This window comes from Mesorhizobium sp. ORM8.1 (genome assembly GCF_053005525.2).
In genome coordinates, this window is the sequence record NZ_CM132600.1 from 1,607,379 (window position 1) to 1,624,598 (window position 17,220).

A 17,220-nucleotide genomic window follows, 5' to 3' on the forward strand; every position below is an offset into this window, starting at 1 on the left:
TCAGCCGTATTTTCGCGCAACGGGCATAGTGATGCGGCCGGTCGACCCAGAGACTGTGATATCAGTACCGAAAGGCCGCGAACGGGTTGCAAACCCCTCAAGTATATCTCGCGCCACATTCCCGTTCACAGCCGTCGGAACCAAGCTGCCCGTGGCTGATCCGATAGACTTCGCGTCGGCGCCGATCACAACGGGCAGGAGGTCTATCCCTTCAATTCTCCCGCTCACGTCATAACGGCACGCTGCGACAATGCTCTGCCAGACTTCCGGCGGGTCCCATTCGTTTTCGTTGGGATGCACGTGGAAGAGGAAGTTGCCGAGTCCGTAGAAGATCGGCGAGCCATTATAGATCTCCAGCGCTTGCAGCACGGGGGCGCCGTGGCTGACGAAGAGGTCCGCGCCAGCATCGATGCAGGACCGGGCAAAGGTCCGCACCCATCGCGGCACGTCCTGCCAACCTGGCTCCCAATGGTGATGATGCAGGTAGGCAACGACGAAATCGCCTCGCGCTGCTGCTTGCCGGATAGCTGACAGATGGACGGCCGCGCTCTCAGAGTCGACCTCGACGATCCGACCAAAGTTCGCAGCTTGCGCAAAAACAGTGCCGTAGAAATTGATCTCCTTGCCGCTCGCCACCTCCGGCGGATCCTCCGGCTGCGCGTGGTTGGCCAGTTCGAAGGGCGAGATTTGCAAATGTTCGCCAAGACGCGCGAGTCTGCGGAAATGCCCGTTCGGCACCCCGAACTTTCGAGTGGTCATAAGCCGGTTAACGCCAGCACGCGCCGGACGAAAAGCCGTAGCGTTCTGCGCATACATATTGGCCGGCCCTGGGCCTGCATCAACAGCAAGAAGCGCGACCTCGCGCCCCCCAAGCCGGCGGCCCCCCGGTCTGGCCGCGTCCGTCTCGTCCGCCCCTATCCCTGCATGCAGGTACCCGCGCGCTTCTACCTCTTCCAGGGTATTGAGCACGCCGCTCGGGCCGAGGTCGAAAGCGTGGTTGTTCGCCAAGGCAAGCGCGTTGAAGCCGATTGCCTGCAACGCGTCCAACACTTCGGCCTTGGAATAGCCGAAATATTTGCCCTTGGTCGGCCAACCGCCATGCTTGCCAAGGATCGTCGACTCGAAGTTGGTGAATACGAGATCCCCCTTCCCCAGGAAGCGGACAATTTCGGCGAACCGTTCATCCTGGATATTGCGGATGTCATGCGTGATCAGGGACTGGCCGGTTACGACCGCGCAAAAATGGTCTTTCATGGAGTTTGCCTTTTGGGATTTGGGATGTCGGGCGCCGGCACGCGGCCAGCGCCACACGATGTCGAAGCTTGTGCCGCCGTTATTTCGAGACGGCCGGTGCGATGTCCGTCTTGAACCACTTCATGCTCAACGCCTTGAGCGTCCCATCCTTGGTGGCCGCATCGATGGCAGCGTTGAACTTGGCGAGCAACTCGGAGTCGCCTTTGCGCATGCCGGCGCCGACGCCAGGACCCCAGAGGCCGCCCTTGAGTTCCGGGCCGAAAAACACAGCGATCGAACCGGCCGGCGTCTCCAGGAAATCGCGCCACGTGAAAAAGTCGGCAAGCCCGCCATCGACGCGCCCGGCGGCAAGATCGAGCTCCAGATTGTCTAGGCTGTCATAGCTGCGGATGGTCACGACATCGCCGAAGAGATCCTTCAGGACAGCTTCCGAGTTAGACGAACGCAGGACCCCGATGGCCTTGCCGCTCAGCGTCGTTCTGACGTGCTCGATGGCCGCTTTTTCCTTGTCTCCGACCGTCGAGAGGTTGACTCTTTGCTTGATGTCGCCGGGGTCGAGCCCCAGTTCCTTGCGCACGACGAACTGATTGAAGCCGCCGGCGTAGGGAACTGAAAATGCGATCGACTGCTTGCGTTTCTCGGTGATCGCCATGCCGGACATGATGACATCGAACTTGCCTACGACCAGGGCCGGAATGATGCCGTCCCAATCCTGCGCGACAAAGCTGCATTTGAAGTTGATGCGGCGACAGAGCTCGCGGCCAACATCAACGTCGTAGCCGTAGAGCTCACCATTGGCATCGGTGCCGTCCCAAGGCGGCGAGGCGCCTTCGGTGGCGATCGATAGCGCGCGCCCGTCCTCGGCCCGGACAGGGAAGATTGATATGAATGATGCGAGCAAAACAGCCATGGCAAAGGGTATGCGCATAAGGCACCTCTTTCGTTTTGGTTGGCGGGAATGCAGCCTGATGCTGCACGGTCACGGCGTGGGTGTCGTGATCTCGGGTTCGCACAGCGCTGGCTTTGGTCGCAGCCTGCGTCGTGCGCCAGGAGGACCGTCGGTCGAAAGCCGTCGTTCCAGGAACTGAGTTGCCTTCACGGCAATCGTGGTGAGCGACAGGTAGATCGCGCCGGCGACGATGAAGATTTCGAAGGGGGCGAAGGTGGCCGACACCATCTGCCTCGCCATGCCGGTGAGCTCGAGAAGCGTCACGGTGCTTGCCAGAGACGAACCCTTGATCATGCCCACAATTTCGTTCCCGTAGGCCGGAAGCGAGATCCTGAACGCGATCGGAAAAGTGACAAGGCGGGCGGTTTGCAGACGATTCAAGCCGAGAGCCGCGGCGGCCTCGGTGAGGCCCTTCGGTACCGACTGCAGACCTCGACACAGGATCTCGGTGGTATGAGCCGCGCTGTTCAGCGAGAATGTCAGGAGGGCGCACCAGAAAGGATCCCGCAGGATCACCCAAAAGACGCTGGCCCGCACAGCCTCGATCTGGCTCAAGCCATAATAGAGCAAGAAGAGTTGAACGAGCATGGGTGTACCGCGGAAGACATAGGTGTAGCTCAACACTGCGAGCGACAGGTTGGGACGCGCGAAGGCGCGGATGAAAGCCAGGGGCACCGACAGTAAAAATCCCGCAATTAGCGACAGCACAGTCAGCGTCAAGGTGAGGCCCACGCCTGAGGAGAGCACCACCACCGCATCAAGCATCAACAGAAGGTTCACAGGAGTTCCCCTAGCGACCGAAAGCGGGGTAGCGCCGCTCCGCAAACCGGATCGACAGCAGCGTCATTGTTGTGAGGGTGAGATACAGCGCTGAGGCCGCGAGATAGAAGGTCAGCGGCGCACGCAGGGACCCGGCACCGACGAAGGCAACGCGCATGATGTCGGTCAGCCCGACGATGGACACCAGTGCGGTATCCTTGAAAAGCGAGATCCACAGGTTGCCATATGCCGGCAGCGCCAGCCGCAGCATCTGAGGACCGATGATGAAGGCCCAACGCTGCCAGGCATTCAGCCCAAGCGACTTCGACGCTTCTGTCTGTCCAGCGGGTACGGCGGCAATCGCGCCCCGGAACACTTCGGTCGCATAGCCACTGAACACGACCGAGAGTGCGATCACCCCTGCGGTGAACGCATTCACCTCCACATAGCGGCCGACGACCATGCTGGCGAAGGTGGTGCCTCCAAAGTAGATGAGCAGGATAATGACAAGTTCTGGCACGCCACGAACCACCGTCGTGTAAGCCGTCACAATCCTTCTTAGTCGGGGGGAGGCCGCACCTTTCGAAATGGCCAGGAACAGCCCTAATACTGTACCGAGAGACCCGCTGACAAGCGCAAGGCCCAGCGTCACCGTGAATGCGAAAAGAAACTGAGCAGCAAAACCGTTCATAACGCACCTTTTTCGGCTCGCAGTTCCAGTAGCGCATCGCTTGTTAAGCGAAGTTATCTGGAATATTTACCTGTGGTTGCGCGTTGTTCCAATGATAACTTAAAGTTAATTAACACGTTTGACTTAATATAAACTCCGACTACCGCAAATCAATCTATGATTTTCATAATTTACTCTATAACTAATTCTTATATGATCGTGTTAAGTTCAAAGCTGATGCGTAGCATGGAGCCGACCGATTTGGTCGCCACGCCCGGCAATCACCCGCGCTTGGCTCAGCACGCGGTCGGAAAGGCATGGAAAAAGGATGGAGTTGCTGCGAGGCGGTCTGAAGCTCCGGCAGTTACAGGTCTTCCGCGAGGTGCTACGGACCGGTTCGACAAGGCGCGCGGCAATGGCCCTCGGCATAAGCCAGCCGGCGGTCAGTCAACATGTGAAGCAACTTGAGGCAACACTTGGCATCACGCTCTTCAAAAGGTCCTCGAACCGTATCGTTCCGCTGCAGGAAGCCTGGCAACTGCTGCGAAGCGTCGACCTCGCCATAACGTCCTTGGATCGGCTGGAATCGTCGATCTTCGCCATGAAGAACGACGAAAAGCAACGGATCGGGATTGCTGCGCCTTCCGTCTTCGGTTTCGTGACCTTGCCCCGGGTTGTAGCGACAATCCGTTCGAAGACTGCCTCGACTGTGCGGTCGATTTCGGGAAGTCACGATCAGATCGGAGAGCACATTTTGGCAGGGCGGGCAGATCTCGGAATCTCAAGACTGCCTCTCGATCCAAGCTTGTTTGAGTGGGCGCCATTGGGCTCGGCCCGCAATGTATGCATCTTTCATCCCGATCATCGGTTCTCCCGACAGTCGCGCATCGAGGCCCATGACCTCGCAGGAGAAACGATCGTCGATATCGATCCGCAATTTGCCGCCCATCAGATGAACTTCAATGCGTTGCGCTTCGCCGGTGTCGAGCCCGATATACTGGTTGAATTCGACTGCAACGGTCACGAGGCCGGATACGTGTCCGCCGGCCTTGGGATCTCGATCACCAATGAGATCATTGCGCGCGAGTACGCGGCGTTTCAACTGCTGGCAAGACCAGTAGAACCCTCCGCCCTCTATCACTACGTGGCGATCTGGCAGAAAGGCAGGACCTTCACCAACGCCATGAACGTTTCACTTGAAGCGATCGTATCCGCCTTCGCTCCGACGATCTCCGCCGCGGCGTAAGGTTCGCAGGAAACCTCCTGCGGTGCGGCCGTACTGCCGTTGGCATAGATCGCCCCTGCTTCGCGACCTCGATATTTAAGATTTGCGCTCCCGCCTGGCCTTGGCAAAGCCGCGATCCGTCGCGATAAAGCGCTCCAGCATCGGCACGACCAGGCGCAGAGGATCAGCGCGTGGCTGACCCGACTCGCGCGCAAGGATCTCGGCATACCTGGACAGATCGCGGTGCAGCGGCGCCGGTAGTTCGATTGTGACTTTTACCGGCTTGTCGTCTGCAATCGGACCGAGTTTCAGCTTGGCCATTTCAGCCCTCATAGGGTTCGAGCACGAGATCGCGGGTAACGACGACACGCACATCGAATCCCGGCCGTATCGTCAGCGTCGGCGCGATGTTCAGCTGGCGCTGGACGATCTGCTGACCGACCTGGCTGATACTGTCGGAAGCGCCGCCGCGCAGCGCGCGCACGATGTCGCTCTCCTGCCCCGAGGAGCCGGCCTCCGCACCGACGCTGAGAATGGTGGTGAGTGCCGCCGCCTTGAAAAGCTCGGCCCAATGATAGTCGACGCCGTCCTCGAGGCCGGCATAGCCTTGGGCGTCGGTCCCAGGCTGGCGTTCCAGAACGATTGAACGGCCGTTGGGAAAGACCAGCCTGTTCCAGACGAGCAATACGCGCCGCTGGCCGAAGCCCACGCCGTTGTCGTACTGGCCAATGACCCGTGTGCCTTGCGGGACCAACAGCGAGCGGCCCGTCGGGCTGTCATAGACATTTTCAGTGACCTGCGCGGTAATCTGGCCAGGCAGATCGGAGCGGATGCCGGTGATGAGCGCGGCTGGAATGACGGCCCCTGCCTGAAGCACATAAGGCGATGCCGGCGGGGTGACGCGGTCCGGTGCTACGGTTCGCCGATCAGCGGCCGCATTCAGGAAGCCCAGTTGTCGGTCTTGAATGGTCGCCGCGCCCGCCTGACCGGCGAGATCGGGACCGCCAAGGTTCGGCGGGGCAATTCCTTCGGACGTTTGAGCCATTGCCGCGGTCGATTGCCCCGTCTGGAAGAAGACACGCGAGGTTCGGGCTGCCTCCTCCTCGGCCCGTCGACGCTGTTCGGCCTCGTCGACCGTGGGCGCCACGATCATTGGCGGCACCACGGGCTGTCCCTTGTTCTGGGCGTCAAGCATCGGCCGGCCAAGATCGCCAGGCAGCGGTGGCCCAAGAATGGGGCCGGTATAGTCGCGCGGCAGGCCGGCGAGCCCGTCGGCAGGCTGCCTGTTGGACGTCGAGTAGAGCTCGTCGCCATGCCTGCCTGCGTCACGCGTCTGAAGCGCGTAGATCAGCGCGCCACCGACGCCGAGCGATGCAAACAGGCTTATGCCGGCGAGCACCTTGCGGGACAGGCGCGTGACACGCGGCGGATCGGCGCGAAGCTGCATGGGGGAAGCAGTGTTTTCGTTCTCGCTCATGACTTCTCCTCCCCGTTGGCCGGGTGCATCCGTGAGGTTCGAGGTTGCACTGAAGCCTGGTCTCGGAGTGACGCTTCTCGTCCCATCGGTGCGCACGATTCTGACGGTCTGTTGCCGCTTGCCACTGCCAAGCCGTAGTTCTGCCGCGCCGAAAAGACGGTCGACGATCAGCGTGTTCTGGTAGACGCGGCTGTTGGCGATCTCGGCCTCGCCGTCCGGGCCGATGACGAAGATGGGCGGCATCTCGCCTTGCACGATGCCGCGTGGAAACTCGACGTAGACCCGCCTGCCATCATCGAAGACGCTGACGGGCCTCCAGGCGGCCGCGTCGCCGGTGAGACCATAGCGGTAATTGCGAGCGGTGAGTTCGGGCATCGCCGGCGTCGCGGGGATCGGCCGCGCCTGTCCGGCCGGGAGCGCGGGATAGGCCCACGCCACGGCGGGCATGTACGGCTTCTCGCCAGATTGCAGCTCGATCATGTAGCTGCGCCGGTCGGTGGTGATGACGAGATTTGTGGTGATGCCGGCGCGAGAAGGCTTGACCAGCACATGAACGCGCCGGGTGACGCCAGATCCGCTTTCGGTGTCGCCGATGATCCAGCGCGCGGTATCGCCCGCCGCGATTGGACCTTCGCCGGTCAGGCTTTCGCCAGGCTCCAGCGCGATATCCGTAATCTGTCCTGGAGCGGCATAGACCTGATAAAGTGCACCTTCACTCCATGGATAGATTTGAATGGCGTTGTAATAGCCCTCACGACGCGGCTGGACGCGCGCCGCAGCGTTGGCATTTTCAACGCGTGCCGCTGGCGTATGGCCGGCCACCCCACCGCGCGCCGCCACCCAGCCCGGTGGAATGTGCAGCGGTTTTGGCCTTTCATCGGGGGCCGCTGCCGGAGCGGACGGCAGAGGCGGCACATAGGCATCGTAGGCAATCTTTGGCGGTTTCTGGGGTGTTGCGCAGCAGGCAAGGACTGAGCTCGAAAGCAACACCATTGCAAAAGCGGACCACCCCGACGCGCGCGTTGCGACACCATGCGAAGGCACCATCATTGATTCATCTCCCGCGACCAGTTGATGGCGTTGATGTAGATGCCAAGCGGATTGGAACGAAGCCGGTCGAGCGTCGCGCGGCGGCTGGATCACCGTTGTCAGGATGGCGGTCCATCGCTCGGTGGTGGACAGCTGGCCATTTTCGTAATGGCGCTCTGCCCAGGCGACGCGAAAGGAATCCGCAGAGGCGCGAATGACCGACGAGACTTCCACCGAGACCTGCTGCTTGCCGACCTTGGAGAAAGGGTCGTTGACGCGGGCATAGTCGTTGAGCGCCGCGGCACCCTCGTCGGTGGTCCACTCATAGGCGCGCAGCCAGTTCTGCCGCACGATGATCGGATCGGCCGGGGTTGACCGAACCTGCTCGATGAAGCGAGCCAGATGCCAGGCTATTTGCGGATCGGTCGGCTTATAGTCCGTCGTCGCGGGCGCGAGCGCCTGCGCCTGTCCGAGCGTGTCGATCTGCACCACCCAAGGGACCACGGTCCCGCGCAGTGACTGCGACACAAGAGCGGCCGCCAGGCCGGCCGACAGGATCAGCGATCCAAAGGCCATCAAGCGCCAGTTTCTGGCCTGCACGCGAGCAGACCCGATGCGGTCGTCCCAGACCTGCGCGGCCTTCTGGTATGGAGTCTCGGGCTGAGGTGACTTGCCGTAGTGGACGGCGGGCCGTCGAAAAATGTTCATGGGTCATTTGCCTTCGGAGAGAGAAACGGAACTGCCGCTGCCGTGGGCATCGCCAGCGCGGACCGCATGGGCCGCGGTCTGGACGCCGTGCGACAGGCGTTGCGACCGTTGCATGCGTCTAGCCCAGTCAGGGGCACTTTGTGCCACCTCGCCCGCCCCGGCGGCGCGGGAGACGGGAGGGGCGTTTGCATGTTCGGCGTTGCCCCCGGGGTTTTGCGCTGTCGCGGTTTCACCGGTCGCCGCAGTTGCAGACCGTGGACCAGCGCCGGTAGTCGCATGCACGGACTCACCAGCGCGCGCGGCGGCGCGCCTGAGCGGCGAGGCATTCTGCGAAAAACCCGCACTTGCAACGCCGCCCAAGCCGGAAGTGGCAGGTGCGGCGCCACCCTGGCCAGACAATCCTGCAATCGAACCGCCGCGCGCAGTCGAGCCGCCTGCGGAGAATGCGGCCGACCCGCCGCGTGCTGCCAGGCTTGCGGCGCCGCCAGTGGCAAGCACCATGCCGCCTGCAGCCAGACCTGTGCCAACGGCGGCACCGGCACCGAGCTGGGGTCCGCCGGATACGATGCCGTTGGCAATGCCCGGACAGAAGATGCCGAGGCCGAGAAGTGACAATGCGGCCAGCACGATCGCCATGGCTTGATCGATGGTGGGATTTTCGCCGCCGAACCCTTGAGTGAACTCGCCAAACAGGGTCGAGCCAATACCAATAACCACGGCCAGCACCAGCACCTTGATGCCCGATGAGATGACATTGCCGAGCACGCGTTCGGCCATGAAGGCGGTCTTGCCGAAGAGGCCGAACGGGATCAGCACGAAACCGGCCAGTGTCGACAGCTTGAATTCGATCAGCGTGACGAAGAGCTGCACGGCGAGGATGAAGAAAGCGAGGAGGACCAGCGCCCAGGCAAACAGCAGGCAGGCGATCTGGATGAAGTTTTCGAAGAAGGACACGTAGCCCATCAGGCCAGAAATGGCCTCGAGCAGCGGTCGTCCTGCGTCGAGACCGGTTTGCGCCACCTTGCCGGGCCGCAGGAGGTCCTGGGCCGAAAACCCGGTGCCACTGGCCTTCAGGCCGAGACCGGAAAAACTTTCGAAGACGATGCGGGCAAGGCTGTTCCAGTTGGAAATCAGATAGGCGAAGATACCGACGAACAGCGTCTTCTTGACGAGCCGCGCCAGGATGTCGTCATCGGCGCCCCAACTCCAGAAGAGAGCTGCAAGCGTAACGTCAATGACAATGAGGGTGGTGGCGATGAAAGCGACTTCGCCACCAAGCAGGCCGAAACCGCTGTCGATATAGCGGGTGAAGGTACCAAGGAATTGGTCGATGATGCCAGTGCTGCCCATGCTTATCGCGCCCCCGGTTTGGTCGCCTCTAGCGACCGCGGCGCGAGCAGCTCGGACGACCGGTTCGCAGACGGTGTCCGGTAACCAAGGAACCGGTCGCGCTGCTCTGCCCACAAGCGCAAGCAATCGCTGTCACGCAAGGCAGCCTCGCCGAGCCCCTGGCAGTGGCGAAGGTTTTCGCGAAGTGGATCCGGCCCCGAAGGCGCGGGCACGGCAGTTGCGGTGCCCGGCTGACTTTCCTGCTTGCGGGTCATCTCGAGCGCGGTCGCCGTGACGGCAACCGCGACGAAGATGACGGCGAGAAGGCGCGCGAAGATCTTGCCGTCCATGGTCAGGCCTCAGCGGTTGAACATCTGGGCATTGCCGGCCTGATAGCCCGCACCTGGGGTCAGGAAGCGGCGGCGCTGTTCGCGCCCCTGTTCGGCGGCCGCGGCACGTTCCGCATCGGTCAGTGCCTGGCCGCGGCCGTTGGCGGCGACAACGGCGGTAAGGTCTGCGAGTTGCTGTGCCTGCAGCGCGAGAAGCTGGTTGCCGGCTTGCGTTGCCTGGAGCGCTCCTGTCGCGGACTGGCTCGAACTGACCAATGCCGACATCTGTGTCCGGTTGGTCTCGATGTTTCCGACGACGCCCGCCTGCACGCGCATCGCGTCCTGGAGACCGCCAACGGTGTTGCGCCAGCGCGAACGCGCGTCGGCAACGAGCGCCTCGTCCGACGTGGAGAACGAAACGGCGCCATATCTCTGCTGGAACATCTGGTCGACCTGCCCAACGTCGAAGGCGATGTTCTGCGCCTGGTTGAGCAGTTGCTGCGTGCGCTGCACCGATTGCTGCAACTGCTGGAGCGAGGAGAAAGGCAGGTTCGCAAGATTGCGGGCCTGGTTGATCAGCATCTGGGCCTGGTTCTGCAGCGATGTGATCTGGTTGGTGATCTGCTGGAGCGATCGCGCCGCTGTCAGAACATTCTGGCTGTAGTTCGAGGGATCAAACACGATCAACGCATGTGCCGGCGTCGCCACCATCGGCGAAACCATGAGCGGCGGCGCAAGCATGGCCGCGGCGAGCAAAACAGCGCGCGTGGGAATTCGATGAGTGTTCATGATTGAGGCTCCTTTTCAGCTTGGGGGATGAGGTCGGGGATAAGGTCCGAAGCCCAGCCAACGCCTCGCGCACGCAGCCAGGCCTCGAGGAAACCGTCGCGGCCATGCTCGGCGACGATGCTGGCGATCAGCGCCTGGTCCGTCTTGGAGGATGCGGCGCAGAGTGCCAGGCCGACTTCCGACAGGCCGAGCTCGAAGAGGCGGTTACCGCGTCGGGACTGGCAGTAGTAGTCGCGCTTGGGTGTTGCGCGCGCCAGTATCTCGATCTGGCGGTCGTTGAGGCCGAAGCGGCGGTAGATGGCGGTAATCTGCGGCTCGACCGCACGCTCGTTCGGCAAGAGCAACCGTGTCGGGCAGCTCTCGATGATCGCCGGCGCGATGGCCGAACCGTCAATGTCGGACAAGGACTGGGTGGCGAAGATGACGCTGGCGTTCTTCTTGCGCAGTGTCTTCAACCACTCGCGCAACTGGCCGGCAAAGCCCTCGTCGTCGAGCGCCAGCCAACCTTCATCGATGATCAGCAGCGTCGGCCGTCCGTCGAGCCGGTCACCGATGCGATGAAACAGGTAGGACAGGACGGCTGGTGCGGCTGCGGTGCCAACCAGGCCCTCGATCTCGAACGCCTGGACGGATGCCGCGCCAAGATGCTCGGCCTCGGCGTCGAGCAGTCGTCCGTGCGGACCACCGATGCAGTAGGACCGCAGGGCCTGCTTCAAGGCGTTCGCCTGGAGGAGCACGCTCATGCCGGTGATGGTGCGCTCCGCCACGGGGGCCGAGGCGAGCGACGTCAGCGCGGTCCAGATATGCTCCTTGACGTCAGGGTTGATGGGGATGCCCTCGCGGGCAAGGATCGCAACGATCCAGTCGGCCGCCCAGGCGCGCTCATAGGTGTCGTGGACACGGGCGAGCGGCTGGAGGGAGACGGATGCCTGCGCACCATCGGTGAGTTCGCCCCCGAGATCGTGCCAGTCACCTCCCATGGCCAGTGTGGCTGCGCGGATCGAGCCGCCGAAGTCGAAGGCGAAGACCTGGCTGCGCGGGTAGCGACGGAATTGCAGGGCCATCAGCGCCAGCAGCACGGACTTGCCCGCGCCGGTGGGGCCGACAACGAGGGTGTGGCCGACGTCGCCGACGTGCAGGGACAACCGGAACGGGGTCGAGCCTTCGGTCTTGCCGTAAAGCAAGGGGGACTACCGAAGTGCTCGTCCCGTTCCGGCCCCGCCCACATGGCAGAGGGGAATCATGTGGGCGAGATTGAGCGTCGACAGAGGCGGCTGACGGACATTGGCGTAGGCATGGCCCGGCAACGAGCCTAACCAAGCGTCGACGGCGTTGACGGTCTCGACCATGGCCGTGAAGTCACGCCCCTGGATGACCTTCTCGGCTAAGCGCAGTTTCTCGTCGGCAAGGCGCGGATCGGCATCCCAGACCGTGATGGTGGCGGTCACATAGGCCATACCCGACATGTCAGCGCCGAGTTCCTGCAAGGCGATGTCGGCGTCGGCCGCTTTGTTGGAGGCGTCCGTGTCGACAAGCACGGACGCCTCGTTCGTCATCACCTCCTTCAGGATCGCTGCAATGCTCTTGCGCTTGGCAAACCACTGGCGGCGGATTTTCGTCAGCAGCTTGGTGGCGTCGACCTTGTCGAGCAGGATCGCGCGCGTCGACCATCGATAGGGAAATGCCAGCCGGTTGAGCTCATCGAGCAAGCCTGGCGTTGTGACGGTCGGGAAGCCGACAATGGTCAGCATCCGGAGGTTCTGATGACCGAGGCGCGGCTCGAGCCCGCCTGTCAGGGGAGCGTCAGCGAGCAACGCGTCGAGATAGACCGGCGTCTCCGGGACGCGCACGCGATGGCGCTTCGTCGACACAGTTGAATGCAGGTATGTCAGTGTCTCACCGTCGTCGAGCCAATGACATTCCGGCATAAAGCCGTCGAGCAGGGAGAGGACCCGCTCGGTGCGGTCAACAAAGGCGCGCAGGATCTCATGCGGGTCCACGCCAGACTGCTCGCGCCCCTCGTAGAGCCACCCTTCTGTCCGCGCGGCCTCCTCGGCTGGCGGCAAATAGAGGAAGGTGAGAAAGTAGCTCGATACGAAATGCGCGCCTTCCTCCTCGAAGTCAGCCTTGCGCTCGGCGTCGACCAGGCCAGAGGCAGGATCGGGGAACCGGCTCTGCGGATAGATCGCCGCCTCATGCCGCTGCGCCTCAACAAAGACGCTCCAGCCCGAGCCAAGGCGGCGAAACGCGTTGTTGATGCGCGAGGCGACCGCGACCAGTTCGGCCGCAACGGCGGAATCCAGGTCAGGCCCGCGAAAATTCGCGGTTCGCTGCAAGCTGCCATCCTTGTTCAGAACGACGCCGGGCGCGATGAGCGCAGCCCAGGGCAGGTAGTCGGCAAGACGGCTGGCACGGCGACGAAATTCGGCAAGGTTCATCATGGCCGCGTCCTCAAACCGACAGGTGGCTGGGAAGCCGCAGGTGCCGGCGGCCAACCAAAACAGCGGATCGCGTTTGGCGGCCCATACGGCGGCGGCATGGCCGAGCGCCCAGATGATGAGACCCACCAGCCAGAGACGCAGGCCGAGGCCGACGGCGCCGGCGAGTGTGCCGTTCAGGATGGCGATGGAGCGCGGCGCGCCGCCGAGCAGAATGTGCTCGGTCAGCGCCTTGTGCACCGGGACGATCCACCCCGGCACCGCGTCGAGCTGTTCGAAAGCGGTCGCCATCAGATCAAGGCTCCGCCGCCGAACGAAAAGAACGACAAAAAGAAGCTGGATGCCGCAAAGGCTATCGACAGACCAAAGACGATCTGGATCAACCGGCGAAAGCCGCCCGAGGTATCACCGAAGGCAAGCGTCAGACCCGTCACGATGATGATGATGACGGCAATGATCTTGGAGACCGGCCCTTCGATCGATTGCAGGATCTTCTCGAGCGGCTGTTCCCAAGGCATCGATGAGCCGGACGCATAGGCGGCCGGGGCCACTGTAAGACTGATAGCAAGGGTCGTGGCTGCGGCAACGATATTGCGGTAGCCGCGTGAAAGGACAGCGATCATGAATTCTCTCCTGTGTCGGTAGGTTTGGCTTGGAAGATGCGATAGTCGCCGTCGGGGCCGAGACCTTCGACGCGCGCGAGTTCGGCAAGCCGCCGCGCTGAGCCACGTCCGGCGAGCACCGCGACGATGTCGATGGTTTCGGCAATCAGCGCGCGCGGAACGGTGACGACGGCTTCCTGGATGAGTTGCTCGAGCCGGCGCAGCGCGCCGATGCCTGAGCCGGCATGGATGGTGCCGATGCCGCCGGGATGTCCAGTGCCCCACGCCTTGAGCAGGTCGAGGGCCTCCGGCCCGCGGACCTCGCCGATCGGAATGCGATCGGGCCGCAGCCGCAGCGAGGAGCGAACCAGGTCCGAGAGGGTGGCAACGCCATCCTTGGTCCGCATAGCGACGAGGTTGGATGCCGCGCACTGCAGTTCGCGCGTGTCCTCGATGATGACGACGCGATCAGGCCCTCTTGCGACCTCGGCGAGCAAGGCGTTGGTGAGCGTCGTCTTGCCTGTGGATGTGCCGCCAGCAACAAGGATGTTGGCACGGCTGGCGACTGCGGCGCGTAGCGTCTCTGCCTGGTCCTCGCTCATGATGCCTGCCGCGACGTAGTCTTCGAGCGTGAAGACGGCGACGGCGGGTTTGCGGATCGCAAACGCCGGCGCAGTGACGACGGGCGGCAGCAGCCCTTCGAAACGCTCTCCGGTCTCTGGCAACTCAGCCGAGACGCGCGGAGAGCGGGAATGCACTTCGGCGCCGACATGATGGGCGACCAGGCGCACGATCTCGCTCGCCATCGGCGGCTGAAAGCATCTCCCCCGTCTCGGCCAGACCTTCAGAGAGCCGATCTACCCAGATCCGGCCATCCGGATTCAGCATCACTTCGACGATTTCGGGATCTTCCAGGAACCGGCTGATAGCCGGTCCGAGCGCGGTTCGCAGCATGCGCGAGCTGCGCGCGCGGCCTTCCGTATTGTTTTGCGAGTTCGCCATCGTGTCCCCGTTTCGGTCGGGAACACTTCAAATGGTTCCCGGTCGGGGATGATTAAGAGAGGGCTATTTTGGGCCGCCGCAACAACTATATCGAGCCCTCGTAGTGTGGCGTGTAAATACAGGAAAACGGCGGTGCCGCTGCCACCCTCCTGCGAGTCGAGAACGCTTCTGAGATCGAAACTTTGAGAACCCTGCGTCTCAAGGCATCGGCGCCGACATGATCGGCATGATCGGCATGCTCGTCTTCCTGATCATCATCATCATCGTCGTCGTCATCACCTTGGGTGCCGACGAAGTCCTGAATCCACGCTGGCTTTGCGCTGCAGGCTTATCCAGCAATGACCTTTGTCGGCATGGACATGGCCGAACCCAGTTTCGGTTCAGGCGCGCAGAGCAATCGCCTTCTACAACGGTTGAGTAGCCTATTGCAAAATACCCTAAAGATGGTGCAGCATGATAACCTAATAAACGGTCATCATGAAAACCTAGTATCCAAGCAGCACCAAACCCTAATGAGCGCTCAACACAAAAGCCTAAGGAACGCGCAAAATGGCCCCGCCGCGTGAGAAATTGGCCGAGTCGCTCGCCGCGCTGAAGGATCTGCAGGATCGACACATCGTTGCCATCCGCTCAAGCGATCTCTCACGAACTCATCGCGAACGGCTCCTCAACGGCGGGTTCCTGCAAGAAGTCATGAAGGGCTGGTACATTCCGGCTAATCCCCGACAACGACTGGGCGAGACGACAGGCTGGTACGCTTCATTTTGGGATTTCTGCACCAGCTACTTGAACGATCGGTTCGGCAAGGACTGGTGCCTCGCCCCCGAACCCTCCCTCTCCTTCCATGCCGGCAATCGCACCGTGCCGGGGCAATTGTTGGTGCGATCTCCTGCTGGAGGCAACAAGCCCACCGCGCTTCCGCACGGCACCTCGATTTATGACATGCGAGCCAGCATGCCGGGTGCTCGCGACGTTGCCGAGATAGACGGCCTTCGTCTTTATGCCTTGCCAGCCGCGCTCATCGAAGCCTCACCCGCTTTCTTCACGCAAAAGCCTACCGACGCGCGGACGGCATTGGCGGTGTTTTCGGATGCATCCGAAATTCTCGCGCGCCTGCTCGAAGGGGGCACAGCAAGATCGCCGGGCGGCTCGCCGGCGCCTTTCGCAACATTGGCCGCGAGCGCATTGCAGATGACATTGTCCGCAGCATGCAGGCTGCAGGCTATAAGATTCGCGAAACCGACCCGTTCGACACTCGGGTGGAGTTGTCATTGCCGCGCCGCGAGACATCACCCTATGCCGGACGGATCAGGCTGATGTGGCAGGAAATGCGCGGCGCCGTCATCGAGAATTTTCCGGAGTCACCTGGACGCCCTAGTGACGTCGATGACTATCTTCGGCGCGTCGATGACGTTTACGCCACCGATGCCTATCATTCACTCTCCATCGAGGGTTATCGGGTCAGCCCCGGCCTGATCGATCGCGTGCGCAGCGCCACCTGGAACCCCGACGGAATCCACGAGACGGAGAGCACCGCGATGCGCTCGCTGCGCGCGGCTACTACCAAGCCTTTGAAGCGGTAAAACGCAGCGTGGCGTCTGTGCTTGCCAATCGAAACCCTGGCCGCATCGTCGATGACGATCATGGAGAATGGTACCGCGAGCTATTTGCCCCCAGCGTGGCTGCGGGTATCGTCAAACCCGGCGATCTCGCCGGCTACCGCGGAGAGCGCGTGTTCATCCGTAGTTCCATGCACGTTCCGCTGCCGCCCGATGCGGTGCGCGACACGATGCCTGTCTTTTTTGAGATGCTCGAAGCAGAGCATGATCCGGCGGTGCGTGTCGTGCTTGGGCATTTCGTTTTTGTCTATATCCACCCCTACATGGATGGGAACGGCCGCATGGGACGGTTCCTGATGAATGTCATGATGGCGGCCGGCGGTTATCCCTGGACTGTCATTCCCGTGCAACGCCGCACCGACTACATGGCCGCTCTTGAGCAGGCCAGTGTGAACCAGAACATCGTGCCGTTTAGTCGTTTCCTCGGAGAACTGGCAAAACAAGGAATGTCGGGGGAGCCAACTGCTTCGCTCCCCGGCGTGTGAGCGATCACCGCCGACAAACGGCAAGCCGAGCACGCCAATGCTGTGGCAGTTCGCCGCGATCTTGCGAGGACACGCCGTTGATGGCGCGCAGGACGTGCTACAATCCGGTTGAGGACGGCGATCCGTTGTCATCCATCGGATGAACATCTTCAGAAATCTCCTGCCGCAGTTTCGGTCCCTTGGCCAGGCGCCTTCCCAAGGCGGTGACGAAAGCTTCGTAGCGTTCCGCCGCCTTGGCGCGCGCGGCCTGCGCGGCGGGCTCCGGCAGCGCCGGCGTGGTCGCCAGCCAGAAACGGACGAATACCGCCAATGTCTCTACGGCGATGCCAATATCGCGCTCCTGGCGCGCCTGTCGGCGATCAATCTGATCGAGGCGCTTGGCGATCGCCGCCTCTCGGCGTTCGTCGGCGTCCGGCGACAGGAACGAAGCGATCGCGGCCTCTGCGATCATGGATTGGGGTTGATCGCGCCGCGCCGCGTAGTCGCGAAGCATCGTCATGACCGTCTGATCGAGATAGACGGAAATCTGAACTTTCTTTTGCGAGCCGTCATGGCG

Annotated in this window: 16 protein-coding genes and 4 pseudogenes; 5 read left to right on the forward strand and 15 right to left on the reverse strand. The window is 62.3% G+C overall.

From position 1 onward, the window contains the following. The 4 genes from ACVDG8_RS08550 to ACVDG8_RS08565 form a co-directional block, all read right to left on the reverse strand. Positions 1 to 1,254, reverse strand: a complete 1,254-nt coding sequence (locus ACVDG8_RS08550) for a CapA family protein (protein WP_447254313.1) — start codon at positions 1,252 to 1,254, stop codon at positions 1 to 3. 79 nt (positions 1,255 to 1,333) lie between these two features. After that, positions 1,334 to 2,164, reverse strand: coding sequence for a transporter substrate-binding domain-containing protein (locus ACVDG8_RS08555; protein WP_447257274.1), 831 nt, complete (start codon positions 2,162 to 2,164; stop codon positions 1,334 to 1,336). A gap of 69 nt (positions 2,165 to 2,233) precedes the next feature. Continuing rightward, positions 2,234 to 2,983 (reverse strand): ABC transporter permease, encoded by a 750-nt coding sequence (locus ACVDG8_RS08560; protein ID WP_447254314.1) that lies wholly within the window; start codon positions 2,981 to 2,983, stop codon positions 2,234 to 2,236. 10 nt (positions 2,984 to 2,993) lie between these two features. Further along, on the reverse strand, positions 2,994 to 3,653 hold the full coding sequence (locus tag ACVDG8_RS08565) for an ABC transporter permease subunit (protein ID WP_447254315.1): 660 nt from the start codon (positions 3,651 to 3,653) through the stop codon (positions 2,994 to 2,996). A gap of 307 nt (positions 3,654 to 3,960) precedes the next feature. Between ACVDG8_RS08565 and ACVDG8_RS08570 the strand changes: the two genes are divergently transcribed. Further along, the gene (locus ACVDG8_RS08570; RefSeq protein ID WP_447254316.1) at positions 3,961 to 4,878 is read left to right on the forward strand and encodes a LysR family transcriptional regulator; all 918 of its coding nucleotides are present in this window, start codon (positions 3,961 to 3,963) and stop codon (positions 4,876 to 4,878) included. Between the two features lie 75 nt (positions 4,879 to 4,953). Here the strand turns inward: ACVDG8_RS08570 and ACVDG8_RS08575 are convergent, their stop codons facing one another. From ACVDG8_RS08575 to trbB, 10 genes and pseudogenes are all read right to left on the reverse strand, one after another. Then, positions 4,954 to 5,178 (reverse strand): DUF2274 domain-containing protein, encoded by a 225-nt coding sequence (locus ACVDG8_RS08575; RefSeq protein ID WP_447254317.1) that lies wholly within the window; start codon positions 5,176 to 5,178, stop codon positions 4,954 to 4,956. Between the two features lies 1 nt (position 5,179). Further along, entirely contained in the window at positions 5,180 to 6,334 is a 1,155-nt protein-coding gene (locus ACVDG8_RS08580; protein WP_447254318.1) for a TrbI/VirB10 family protein, read from the reverse strand. A gap of 72 nt (positions 6,335 to 6,406) precedes the next feature. Then, positions 6,407 to 7,384, reverse strand: a pseudogene (trbG, locus tag ACVDG8_RS08585) (P-type conjugative transfer protein TrbG); the annotation flags it as partial. Beyond that, positions 7,381 to 8,071 (reverse strand): annotated as a pseudogene (gene trbF / locus ACVDG8_RS08590) (conjugal transfer protein TrbF). The pseudogenes trbF and trbG, both read right to left, overlap by 4 nt. Before the next feature lie 3 nt (positions 8,072 to 8,074). Continuing rightward, positions 8,075 to 9,421, reverse strand: coding sequence for a P-type conjugative transfer protein TrbL (gene trbL / locus ACVDG8_RS08595; RefSeq protein WP_447254321.1), 1,347 nt, complete (start codon positions 9,419 to 9,421; stop codon positions 8,075 to 8,077). Between the two features lie 2 nt (positions 9,422 to 9,423). Then, a complete protein-coding gene (gene trbK-alt, locus ACVDG8_RS08600) occupies positions 9,424 to 9,750 on the reverse strand; it encodes a putative entry exclusion protein TrbK-alt (RefSeq protein WP_447254322.1) in 327 nt (108 codons plus the stop codon). A gap of 9 nt (positions 9,751 to 9,759) precedes the next feature. Next, complete coding sequence (gene trbJ / locus ACVDG8_RS08605) at positions 9,760 to 10,518, reverse strand: P-type conjugative transfer protein TrbJ (RefSeq protein WP_447254323.1); 759 nt, start codon at positions 10,516 to 10,518, stop codon at positions 9,760 to 9,762. Further along, positions 10,515 to 12,959: pseudogene (gene trbE, locus ACVDG8_RS08610) on the reverse strand (conjugal transfer protein TrbE). Before trbE ends, trbJ begins: the two are co-directional and overlap by 4 nt. Before the next feature lie 287 nt (positions 12,960 to 13,246). After that, complete coding sequence (locus tag ACVDG8_RS08615; protein ID WP_447254324.1) at positions 13,247 to 13,579, reverse strand: TrbC/VirB2 family protein; 333 nt, start codon at positions 13,577 to 13,579, stop codon at positions 13,247 to 13,249. Beyond that, a pseudogene (gene trbB / locus ACVDG8_RS08620) lies at positions 13,576 to 14,560 on the reverse strand (P-type conjugative transfer ATPase TrbB). Before trbB ends, ACVDG8_RS08615 begins: the two are co-directional and overlap by 4 nt. A 217-nt stretch (positions 14,561 to 14,777) precedes the next feature. Between trbB and ACVDG8_RS08625 the strand changes: the two are divergent. From ACVDG8_RS08625 to ACVDG8_RS08640, 4 genes are all read left to right on the forward strand, one after another. After that, the gene (locus ACVDG8_RS08625; RefSeq protein WP_447254326.1) at positions 14,778 to 14,981 is read left to right on the forward strand and encodes a hypothetical protein; all 204 of its coding nucleotides are present in this window, start codon (positions 14,778 to 14,780) and stop codon (positions 14,979 to 14,981) included. A 128-nt stretch (positions 14,982 to 15,109) separates the two neighbouring features. Continuing rightward, on the forward strand, positions 15,110 to 15,877 hold the full coding sequence (locus ACVDG8_RS08630) for a hypothetical protein (protein WP_455707639.1): 768 nt from the start codon (positions 15,110 to 15,112) through the stop codon (positions 15,875 to 15,877). Then, positions 15,877 to 16,143, forward strand: coding sequence for a hypothetical protein (locus ACVDG8_RS08635; RefSeq protein ID WP_455707640.1), 267 nt, complete (start codon positions 15,877 to 15,879; stop codon positions 16,141 to 16,143). The genes ACVDG8_RS08630 and ACVDG8_RS08635 overlap by 1 nt, the downstream gene beginning before the upstream one ends. A gap of 8 nt (positions 16,144 to 16,151) precedes the next feature. Further along, the gene (locus tag ACVDG8_RS08640) at positions 16,152 to 16,664 is read left to right on the forward strand and encodes a Fic family protein (RefSeq protein WP_455707641.1); all 513 of its coding nucleotides are present in this window, start codon (positions 16,152 to 16,154) and stop codon (positions 16,662 to 16,664) included. A gap of 97 nt (positions 16,665 to 16,761) precedes the next feature. Here ACVDG8_RS08640 and ACVDG8_RS08645 read toward each other — a convergent pair whose 3' ends face one another. Then, a complete protein-coding gene (locus ACVDG8_RS08645) occupies positions 16,762 to 17,163 on the reverse strand; it encodes a CopG family transcriptional regulator (RefSeq protein WP_455707642.1) in 402 nt (133 codons plus the stop codon). Positions 17,164 to 17,220: the final 57 nt, after the last annotated feature.

What these genes read in the sequence shown, in the direction of transcription:
- ACVDG8_RS08580 (WP_447254318.1), bottom strand. Translation starts at nt 6,334, where the DNA reads ATGAGCGAGAACGAAAACACTGCTTCCCCCATGCAGCTTCGCGCCGAT.
- ACVDG8_RS08565 (WP_447254315.1), bottom strand. Translation starts at nt 3,653, where the DNA reads ATGAACGGTTTTGCTGCTCAGTTTCTTTTCGCATTCACGGTGACGCTG.
- trbL (WP_447254321.1), bottom strand. Translation starts at nt 9,421, where the DNA reads ATGGGCAGCACTGGCATCATCGACCAATTCCTTGGTACCTTCACCCGC.
- trbJ (WP_447254323.1), bottom strand. Translation starts at nt 10,518, where the DNA reads ATGAACACTCATCGAATTCCCACGCGCGCTGTTTTGCTCGCCGCGGCC.
- ACVDG8_RS08575 (WP_447254317.1), bottom strand. Translation starts at nt 5,178, where the DNA reads ATGGCCAAGCTGAAACTCGGTCCGATTGCAGACGACAAGCCGGTAAAA.
- ACVDG8_RS08625 (WP_447254326.1), top strand. Translation starts at nt 14,778, where the DNA reads ATGATCGGCATGATCGGCATGCTCGTCTTCCTGATCATCATCATCATC.
- ACVDG8_RS08570 (WP_447254316.1), top strand. Translation starts at nt 3,961, where the DNA reads ATGGAGTTGCTGCGAGGCGGTCTGAAGCTCCGGCAGTTACAGGTCTTC.
- ACVDG8_RS08630 (WP_455707639.1), top strand. Translation starts at nt 15,110, where the DNA reads ATGGCCCCGCCGCGTGAGAAATTGGCCGAGTCGCTCGCCGCGCTGAAG.
- ACVDG8_RS08555 (WP_447257274.1), bottom strand. Translation starts at nt 2,164, where the DNA reads ATGGCTGTTTTGCTCGCATCATTCATATCAATCTTCCCTGTCCGGGCC.
- ACVDG8_RS08635 (WP_455707640.1), top strand. Translation starts at nt 15,877, where the DNA reads ATGTGGCAGGAAATGCGCGGCGCCGTCATCGAGAATTTTCCGGAGTCA.
- trbK-alt (WP_447254322.1), bottom strand. Translation starts at nt 9,750, where the DNA reads ATGGACGGCAAGATCTTCGCGCGCCTTCTCGCCGTCATCTTCGTCGCG.
- ACVDG8_RS08615 (WP_447254324.1), bottom strand. Translation starts at nt 13,579, where the DNA reads ATGATCGCTGTCCTTTCACGCGGCTACCGCAATATCGTTGCCGCAGCC.
- ACVDG8_RS08645 (WP_455707642.1), bottom strand. Translation starts at nt 17,163, where the DNA reads ATGACGATGCTTCGCGACTACGCGGCGCGGCGCGATCAACCCCAATCC.
- ACVDG8_RS08550 (WP_447254313.1), bottom strand. Translation starts at nt 1,254, where the DNA reads ATGAAAGACCATTTTTGCGCGGTCGTAACCGGCCAGTCCCTGATCACG.